Below are 351 nucleotides of genomic sequence, written 5' to 3'. Positions count from 1 at the left end.
AGCACACCGATCTCTGCAAGGCTCAGCCCGTCAAGCGCATAGAGCAGGAACCGGCGGCGCTGGGCCTCGGTACAGGTGTCCAGAACAGCCATCAGCTCATGCAGTGTTTCCTTGCGGCAAAGGTATTCTTCCGGCGTTTCGCCGTAGGCTCCTACACCCTCGGTGGTAATGATGTACTCGTCAAACTCCCGGCCATCCCAATGCCGCCGCTGTTCATGGAACAGGTTCTCCGTTTTGTGATCGGCCCGGTCAAGAAATTCATAGACTTCCAGCGTGACCTCCACGGCCACAGCTTGTCCGTTATAATTGATGGTAACTTCCATCTGCCTTTCCTCCATTCAGATTTTTTCG

Annotated in this window: 1 protein-coding gene; it reads right to left on the bottom strand. The window is 54.7% G+C overall.

Annotation, left to right across the window (positions count from 1 at the left end):
• A partial coding sequence (locus tag IEY11_RS14510) for an RNA polymerase sigma factor (protein WP_243184038.1) occupies nucleotides 1–323 on the bottom strand: 323 nt, incomplete at its 3' end.
• Nucleotides 324–351 lie beyond the last annotated feature (28 nt).

Origin of the sequence: Butyricicoccus faecihominis (genome assembly GCF_014648015.1) — a bacterium.
GTDB lineage: Bacteria > Bacillota > Clostridia > Oscillospirales > Butyricicoccaceae > Agathobaculum > Agathobaculum butyriciproducens.
This window is presented reverse-complemented; position numbering and strand designations above follow the sequence as displayed.